Genomic DNA, 7,668 nt, shown 5'->3' with positions numbered 1-7,668 from the left:
ATGTACGGATTTTAGATATTCATATTCAGAGCCTTGCGGTTTTCAAAATAAATCTTCCTCTTTCCTTTCAGGCGAGCGTATTTATTTCGAAAAAATATGCCTTTCTAAAATGCCTATACCTGATGTTGCCCTTGAAACATAAAACGACCGATCCGGCGGATGACGCAAAAAAAAATGTCGTATTGTATGAAAAATGAAAGAAAAATATTGAAACAAAACTCCCTCACCTCTGGAATCATCATAAAATTTGGGTTGCGGGTTGTATTCGTGGCTCTTTTGAGTGTTTGCGTGTGGTGTGTGACTAAAACGGGAGCATCACTGCTGTGGGTGGCAGGAGTATATATACTTCTTCGTAGCGTACTTAAAATTATTCGTTTGTCGATTCGGATTATATTCTCTCTTATATCACTGCTTTGTTTGATTCTTATCTGCATAGCAATCGTGGCATTTATCCTTTAAAATCAAATCGGTATGAAAACAATTAAAAAACAATTTTTACTATTCGCAGGAAAAGAAATAGATACAGATACCCAAACAGTAAGTGTAAATCAAATTGTACAGTTAGAGGGGTATAGCTATTCAAAATATGTAGTTTATGAAATCAAGAAGGACCAATGGGGAGTACATTACAAGCTAATCAATCTCAAAGATTATTCTTTCCACACAAGCGAACTGATCCGTCCATTGAGTGAGAAATTCGGTATCGGTATGTATTACGATGACAAGAACCCGATATTCAAGACTAATGAAGAAGTAGCGGTATTGTTAACCAAAGCACAAGCCAAGCGAGTGGATGAAATGGAACAGCAGAGAGTCGAAGAGAAACGCAGGGAAGCCGTTCGCGTTATCGGACGTGAATGGTTAACTAATAATCTACCCAAAGATACTAAAGCCTTGATTATCGCTTGTCTGAAACAGAACGAATCGGATTCCCAGACCGACTATTACGCATCCTCTACCCTGCGTACTGTTATACTTGGCTTTTCCAAGCATACACGGGATATATTTTCTGAAATGAGAAAGTGTGCATCCAATTTTGAAGAGACAGCCTACCTGTCCGAGTATAATGAGGCTTTTGAGAACAGGGAGAAGTACAGCATGGGTAAAGGTTATTATTTAGGAGAAAGCTATTACAGTGGTTGGATAATCAAGAAAGAGCCTATCTCCAAGGAGCAAACAATAGAACGTTTTTCATATATCGCAGGTTGCCCCGATGGTATCTACATCAAAACGAACGAACAGCACCAACAGTCTGATACAGCAGAGAGGAAACAAACAGCCATATCAATAGAATCCGATAACCTCTCCTTTGAGATATTGGACTATTCAGAGAAAGCAATTGCCCTCTTTGGAGATACCAAAGCAATCAAAGATTTGCTCAAAGCTATGGGTGGAAAATTCAATCCTAAACTGACACACAACAATGAGAAACAAGCAGGATGGATATTTTCCCAAAGTAAGAAAAAGGAACTACAAACAGTATTAAACCTAAACAAATAACAACCATGAAATCAACAGCCTATTTTACAAGAACCATATTGACACACTTAGAACAAAGGGCATCACAAGACCCTTTGTTCGCCCAATCGTTCGCTAATCCCGATAAAGACATAGACCAATGCTGTATCTACATTTTAAACCAAGTTCAGAAATCGGGTTGTAATGGTTTTCACGATGATGAAATTTTTGAACTGGCTGAAAATTATTACACAGTCGATAATATAGAAGTAGGTAAGCCTATCAATGTTCGAATAATGGTAAACCATGTGGTACAACTGACAGCCGAAGAAAAAGAACAGGCACGACAGGACGCTATTCAAAAGGCACAAGATGAAGCCTATCGAAAAGCAACACAACCTACTAAGAAAGTCAAAAAAGTAGCTTTAAATATCCAACCAAGTTTATTTGATTTTTAAAATTACCACTATGAAACCAAAGAATAAATTTCAACAACAAATAGTTGAAGCGAGTAAAACGTTACCCTCTATAACCCAAGAGCAGATACAATGGGGCTATAATAATGCGATCAGCTATGTAGGACAGCGGACAAAGGGAGGTAGAATAACTTGTTGTAAATGTGCCCATTCGTGGCAGGGAATGGGAGAACTTATTAATACCCTTTTAGGCTGTGAATGTCCGAACTGTAAATCAAAACTGATAGTCAAGACAAGCCAAAAGCGGAGTTTTAATGATAGCTATTATATGACTATTATTGATAGCCATAAAGGCTACCAGGTAGTACGAACACTCATGTTAAGCTATACCACCAAAGTTGGAAAACTGCCCGAATATAGCCATTCGGAGGTTATGCAACGCTGGATTGCCCCCAATGGGAAGCATTGCACATTTGCACGGCTTCGGCAGACCATGGGAACGATGTATTATGATTTGTGGCTATTCCATACCCCATTGGAACTGCGTAGCGAAAATACGAATAACAAGTACTATATAAATATCTATGATAGAATATCCACAGGAGCAATTTATCCGAAACAAAAGCTAATTCCCGAATTAAAGCGTACAGGTTATAAGAAAGCCTTACACAATCAAAAACCGTTGGATCTGTTCCGTATTTTACTAACGGACAGCAAAGCTGAAACACTTATAAAAGCCAAACAGACCAAATTGTTAAAACGAATTTTAGATGTGGGTTGGAAGCATATAGACAACTATTGGGCATCTATCAAAATATCTATCAGAAATGGGTATACATCCAAAGATGCGACCATGTGGTGCGACTATATCGACTTGCTCCGATTCTTTGGCAAAGACTTGCACAACGCAAAATACGTTTGTCCGCCCAATCTGAAAGCAGAGCATGACCGCTATGTAGCCAAAAAAGCTAAAGCCGATGCTCTATTAGAAATAGAGAAACAACTCGAAAAGGAAGACTCATACAAAGAAGCCAAAGCTAAGTTCTTCGGTATTGTAATCTCCAATGGGCTTATAAATATTCGTGTATTGGAGAGTGTAGCCGAGATAATTACTGAAGGAAAGGCCATGAAACACTGTGTCAGCACATATCATTCAAAGGAGGATTCGTTGATTCTATCGGCCTGCATAAATGGCAAACGTATCGAGACGATAGAAGTCTCAATCTCTCAACTGAAAGTTATTCAAAGTCGAGGCTCATGCAATAAAATGACCAAATACCACAATCAGATAATCAATCTTGTCAATGAAAACATCTCATTGATAGAGGAACGGATGGTAGCATAACAGAAATAATAATCAATGTGGAGAAATCCACCCGCAACCAAACAATTATGAATATAGATAAATCAAAAGTAATAGTCATCATAGAACAAATGGTAGAACTCTATTCTACCGATTTTGTGTTCTTTGACACTAGTGGAAATTTCGTCCGATTCTCAGATGGTCAAATAATGGTATCAGCAGATGAGAACGAAATACAGGAAGAAATAGGACTAGACTCAGTGCCAGTCCGTTGTACGGATTTAAGTAAAGATAAACAGATAGAACTAATTGAAGACATAAATAAAACAAAAAATTATGGGAACATGGGGGAAGATTCAAAAATAGAATAAACGAAAGTATATGTATAGATTATATATAGGATTCAGACCATTAGGCGAATTTGAGAGTATTCGCAAAGCCAAAGTATTTGCAGGGAACAGCGGACTAAGCGGTGTATTTAATCTGATAGGTGATAATTATCGGGATGCGTGGTATGTATTTAAAAAAGAGGAAACTGAATGAGAACAATTACAGATATTACAGGGCAGACAATTCATATCGGCAATCTTCGAAAAGCAATTCGACAGTGTAAGTTATGCTTAGATAGTCCCTATAAAATGACATCAGGGCATACAGTAGGCGAAAATAATCGGCTTATGTTAAAGCAGTTAGAGAAATTACAGATGAATGAAAGGCGGACTCAAAATTGAGTCCGTTTCTTTTCTCATGAGTCTGAACGGAAGAAAAGAAACAAAAGACCGGATTTAACAAGCTGTTTGTCAAAACGAATGCTTGTTTTATTTTTTCCCTATCTTTACAATCAGATAAAAAAGAGAGAATCATGACGGAACGCTTCTACGGCATAAGCCATCTATCTACCTCCCAACTTCAGGAGTTATACACTACTTATATAAAACACGGATGGAAAGATTTTGACTATTATGAACTACATCCTAAAGGCATTAAACCTGTAGATGTTTCGGATGCCGAAGTAATTATGAGTATTGATGCCATCCACGAGCACAATTATTGTGTTTTGATGATTGATTGCGAAGAGGAAGAAGACGGTATTATGTTTGGCTTCGGACTGTCATATTATCCTGATTTTGCGGTTTATCTACATTTGCCTTTGAGCCTATTGGATGAGTTGGTTTCTAAATATGAGCTGATTGCCAAAGAAGAAGCAAAGGATTATACCGTTAATGAATTTCTGATTGAGAACCACCTAAAAAATTCACAGAACTAAGATTGTATTTCTTTTAGTCTCAATAAATAGTTATTATATTATATATCCCACAGACAGGATATTTACTCATTTAAATATTTCCATAATAGTAATGACGCATTCCTTGGACTGATGCTTATTAATCATCGGGACAAGCCGTCTGAAATGCTCTGTCCGACAATGCCTTTGTAAAGCCTCATGATCGGGCCATTCTTCAATAAAAACAAAATGGGTCTTATCGTCTTCATCTATGTAAAGATTGTATTCGATACAGTCTTTTTCTTCTTTGGTCTTAGCCACTAATTCAGTATAAAGAGGCCTTACAATATCCAGATATTCTTCTTTAATAAAATCTTCTGCAATAACTTTAATCATTTTAGTAATTTTCGGGATTTATAAAATTTCGGTATCGCCAAGCGGTTTTCTCAAGATGAAGTAGATATAGCCGAAATATTCCTTATACATGGTATAGAAATACTTAGCTTCTTCAATATATTCTGCTACCTGATTACCCTCTCTGGAGTTTTTCCATCTTTGGGGCATTTCTTCGTAGCAGTTCGTTTTGTCCCGATAAAAGTCAAACCAACAAGAGTCTGGCAGTTTGTGTTGCCCGCAGAGCTTATATCCGGCATTCTTTATCTGCTCTATTTTATAATCTGTCGTTTCTATTCCCCGAAAAGGATATGAGTCACAAAGATAATCTGCCAGATCATAGGGTAATTCAACATCTTTGAATACGCATAATTCTGACAGAGCCAGATAGCCGCCATTTTTAAGGAATGGTTTCCATGAGTTGATACGAGAGCCGAAATCCGAATAATTGATACCCCCTTCCGAGAGGATCAAGTCGAAAGACTCATTTTCGAAAGACAGATTTTCTAAAGAAGAACTTACAATCTGAATTTTATCCTTCAAATTTTCTTTTTCAACACGTTTAGTGAACTCTTCAATATATCCAGCATTACCTTCGATGGCTACAATATTTGAATAATGTTTTGCCAGTAGCAGGCATTCGTTGCCTTTTCCAAATCCAATATTGGCAACTGCCGGATGTGGTTCTTTCAGATGTATCTGTTTCAACACCTTCTTTGTCATATCCTCTCCCGAAGGACAATGATAGGATAGGCAATTGTAATACCGGGCTAAATATTTAAACATATTACGTATTTCTAAATGCAATGATACTAATAAATCAAAGAAAAACCTCCAATTCTTGTCAGAGGTTTTTCAATTTTAGAATCGGATTGAGAGCTATTCTATTTCCTCTTGCCACAACTCTACATCACTGGGGGCAGTCACTAACGAGTAAATAATATTTACCCAAGTAACTATATACGAAATCACCATCATTGTCATCATGACTATTGCTCCTCTGAATTATCATTGTTAAACGAGAAGCTTAACTCAGAAGTATTTCCCAATTATCAGAGAAATAGATGTCAATCACCTGCTGATTCTCCGACTGCGAAGTATAATAGAATCTGAACGACTCTTTTGTCAGATTATAATAGTCATTGGGTAGAAATGGTTCGCTACCGTCCATTCTCAGAATACCCGAGCCATCTGGCTGAAAATAACGAAATCCGTAGGTAGCTTCGCTGAAGTAGCCACTTCGCTCCAGTTGACAGCGAATTTCTACAGTCTCCCCTTCCTTTATCTTTTTGGGAACAGGGAGGTGAGTACCTTGAACTCATAACTTTGCTTAATATCAAGATCATCGCTACAGGCACACACTATTGCGGCAAGCAATAGCGTATATATTAGGTAAGATGCTGGTTTCTTGATGATATGTATTGCTTTCATATTTTACAGTTTTAATCGTTTATAATAAATTTGATGCCTGCCCCTATTTGGAGATGTATCTTATTGATGGATGACCCAAATAGCAATTGCTCCCTGCCGTGAATCAACAGTATTACTCTATCCGTTAGGAACGTTTCTACCTCCAAGGATAATGCTCCGCCATACAGAATTGCATCTTTACTTTGAATGGTAGAGCCATCGTAGAGTAAGTCCTTACCCCAATTCACCGTTTCGTAGCCAGCCATAGCCGATAGACCAATCGAAAACAAAAAGGTCTTTCTCGGGCTGGCAAAATAATTCAAATAGTAGCCACCCTCTGCCGTAAACTGAGCCGTAGGAATAAGAATATCCTTGTAGCTATGTTTTTTTTGTAAGTATTCCGCTCCGAATACCCAATGGTCCCCAAAGTTTCGGTAATTGGAAAAAGCTACTCCAACAGCAAATGCCTGTTTGTCTCCGTTCTTGAGATTGAAACCATCCACAGCACTCGCTGTAACCTGAAAACCTTTCTGTCCTGGCAGGTAGCGTTGAGCCTGTGCCTGCCCAGTCAGGACAAGGCACAGTATTATCAATACGAATATTCTATACATTTTTTATTTCGTTTAATGTGTTAATTAAAAGGTCTGTGACTTCTATTTCACCTTTAGTTCGTTAATCACTTTAGCTCCCAACAAGTCCGCATTGGTCACAATAAAGGTCTGATTGCGGCCACCATTTTTCTCAAAGAGTTCAATAACCAGGTGTTTGTCATCGGGGATTGTTATCTTATCGATAGTAAATACGGTTCGTTCTGTGCTGTTCCCGCCAACAACAGACACAAAATTATAAGCTCTGAGCGGGTAGATTACTGTCTCTTGAATAGCTGTACGCTTGCTCACTTTCTTGTCTACGATCTTCATCCGAATGAAATCGATATCTAACGAAACATTAGATGAGTTCTTGATCTGGGTGTGTAGATACAAGAGTCCGTTGTGCGTATAGATCCCTTTAAGTAGGTATTGAATGCCAAATCGTTTAGAACCGATATGTCGGATAAATTGCTCGTTGTTTTGATGGATCGAACGATTGATCAGATGCACCAAACGAGGAGATTCACTTCCCAATTCTTTGAGGTAGATTTCCATGCTGTTATTTGGTTTATTGACTGCTATCCCATCGTGCATAAAGTCCTTCATTTCCACATTGAGTTTTTCGGGTTCATCTGCATATTTAACATTAAACGTGTAATAGCTACCTTCTTCAGTAATAACAGCCATATTAGTCTCCGTTTCAAAATTTCGAATAGTCGCTTTTACCCTCAATACATTTTCGGACGGTCCGGCTTATGGATTGGAAGTGACTTTTGATAAGACTGTCCATATCATCTTTCCTGCATCCATAAAATATGTAGACTTGGGTTCGAGCAACATTATTGCAGGTAAAGCCGGACCGTCCGAAAATGT

General features: G+C 38.0%; 10 protein-coding genes and 3 pseudogenes. 8 read left to right on the top strand and 5 right to left on the bottom strand.

Annotation, left to right across the window (positions count from 1 at the left end; genetic code table 11):
- The first annotated feature begins 186 nt into the window (after positions 1–186).
- The 7 genes from LDB17_RS04500 to LDB17_RS04470 all read left to right on the top strand — a co-directional run bounded on the left by LDB17_RS04500 (position 187) and on the right by LDB17_RS04470 (position 4,444).
- Positions 187–459, top strand: coding sequence for a hypothetical protein (locus tag LDB17_RS04500; protein WP_252636722.1), 273 nt, complete (start codon positions 187–189; stop codon positions 457–459).
- 21 nt (positions 460–480) lie between these two features.
- The gene (locus LDB17_RS04495; RefSeq protein WP_252637010.1) at positions 481–1,500 is read left to right on the top strand and encodes a fusion protein; all 1,020 of its coding nucleotides are present in this window, start codon (positions 481–483) and stop codon (positions 1,498–1,500) included.
- 5 nt (positions 1,501–1,505) lie between these two features.
- Positions 1,506–1,916 (top strand): PcfK-like family protein, encoded by a 411-nt coding sequence (locus LDB17_RS04490; protein WP_252636721.1) that lies wholly within the window; start codon positions 1,506–1,508, stop codon positions 1,914–1,916.
- A 10-nt stretch (positions 1,917–1,926) separates the two neighbouring features.
- On the top strand, positions 1,927–3,219 hold the full coding sequence (locus LDB17_RS04485) for a PcfJ domain-containing protein (RefSeq protein ID WP_252636720.1): 1,293 nt from the start codon (positions 1,927–1,929) through the stop codon (positions 3,217–3,219).
- A gap of 17 nt (positions 3,220–3,236) precedes the next feature.
- Complete coding sequence (locus LDB17_RS04480) at positions 3,237–3,548, top strand: hypothetical protein (protein WP_252636719.1); 312 nt, start codon at positions 3,237–3,239, stop codon at positions 3,546–3,548.
- Positions 3,549–3,558: 10 nt separating this feature from the next.
- Positions 3,559–3,720 (top strand): hypothetical protein, encoded by a 162-nt coding sequence (locus LDB17_RS04475; RefSeq protein WP_252636718.1) that lies wholly within the window; start codon positions 3,559–3,561, stop codon positions 3,718–3,720.
- A gap of 319 nt (positions 3,721–4,039) precedes the next feature.
- A complete protein-coding gene (locus LDB17_RS04470) occupies positions 4,040–4,444 on the top strand; it encodes a hypothetical protein (RefSeq protein WP_252636717.1) in 405 nt (134 codons plus the stop codon).
- 66 nt (positions 4,445–4,510) lie between these two features.
- Here LDB17_RS04470 and LDB17_RS04465 read toward each other — a convergent pair whose 3' ends face one another.
- From LDB17_RS04465 to traN, 5 genes and pseudogenes are all read right to left on the bottom strand, one after another.
- The gene (locus LDB17_RS04465; RefSeq protein ID WP_252636716.1) at positions 4,511–4,798 is read right to left on the bottom strand and encodes a putative quinol monooxygenase; all 288 of its coding nucleotides are present in this window, start codon (positions 4,796–4,798) and stop codon (positions 4,511–4,513) included.
- 18 nt (positions 4,799–4,816) lie between these two features.
- Complete coding sequence (locus LDB17_RS04460; RefSeq protein ID WP_252636715.1) at positions 4,817–5,581, bottom strand: class I SAM-dependent methyltransferase; 765 nt, start codon at positions 5,579–5,581, stop codon at positions 4,817–4,819.
- Positions 5,582–5,784: 203 nt separating this feature from the next.
- Positions 5,785–6,226 (bottom strand): annotated as a pseudogene (locus LDB17_RS04455) (TraQ conjugal transfer family protein).
- 11 nt (positions 6,227–6,237) lie between these two features.
- Positions 6,238–6,816 carry a conjugal transfer protein TraO gene (locus tag LDB17_RS04450; protein WP_252636714.1) on the bottom strand — a complete coding sequence of 193 codons (579 nt, stop codon included), beginning with the start codon at positions 6,814–6,816 and terminating at the stop codon, positions 6,238–6,240.
- A gap of 42 nt (positions 6,817–6,858) precedes the next feature.
- Positions 6,859–7,548, bottom strand: a pseudogene (traN, locus tag LDB17_RS04445) (conjugative transposon protein TraN); the annotation flags it as partial.
- On the opposite strand from traN, the pseudogene LDB17_RS04440 reads away from it, so the two are divergent.
- Positions 7,544–7,668, top strand: a pseudogene (locus LDB17_RS04440) (DUF4138 domain-containing protein); the annotation flags it as partial. The pseudogenes traN and LDB17_RS04440 sit on opposite strands and share 5 nt — an antisense overlap.

Origin of the sequence: Dysgonomonas sp. Shenzhen-Wh21, from assembly GCF_043392705.1 — a bacterium.
Classification (GTDB): Bacteria; Bacteroidota; Bacteroidia; order Bacteroidales; family Dysgonomonadaceae; genus Dysgonomonas.
The sequence above is the reverse complement of the archived record's forward strand: the minus strand, read 5'-3'. Positions and strand labels throughout refer to the sequence as shown.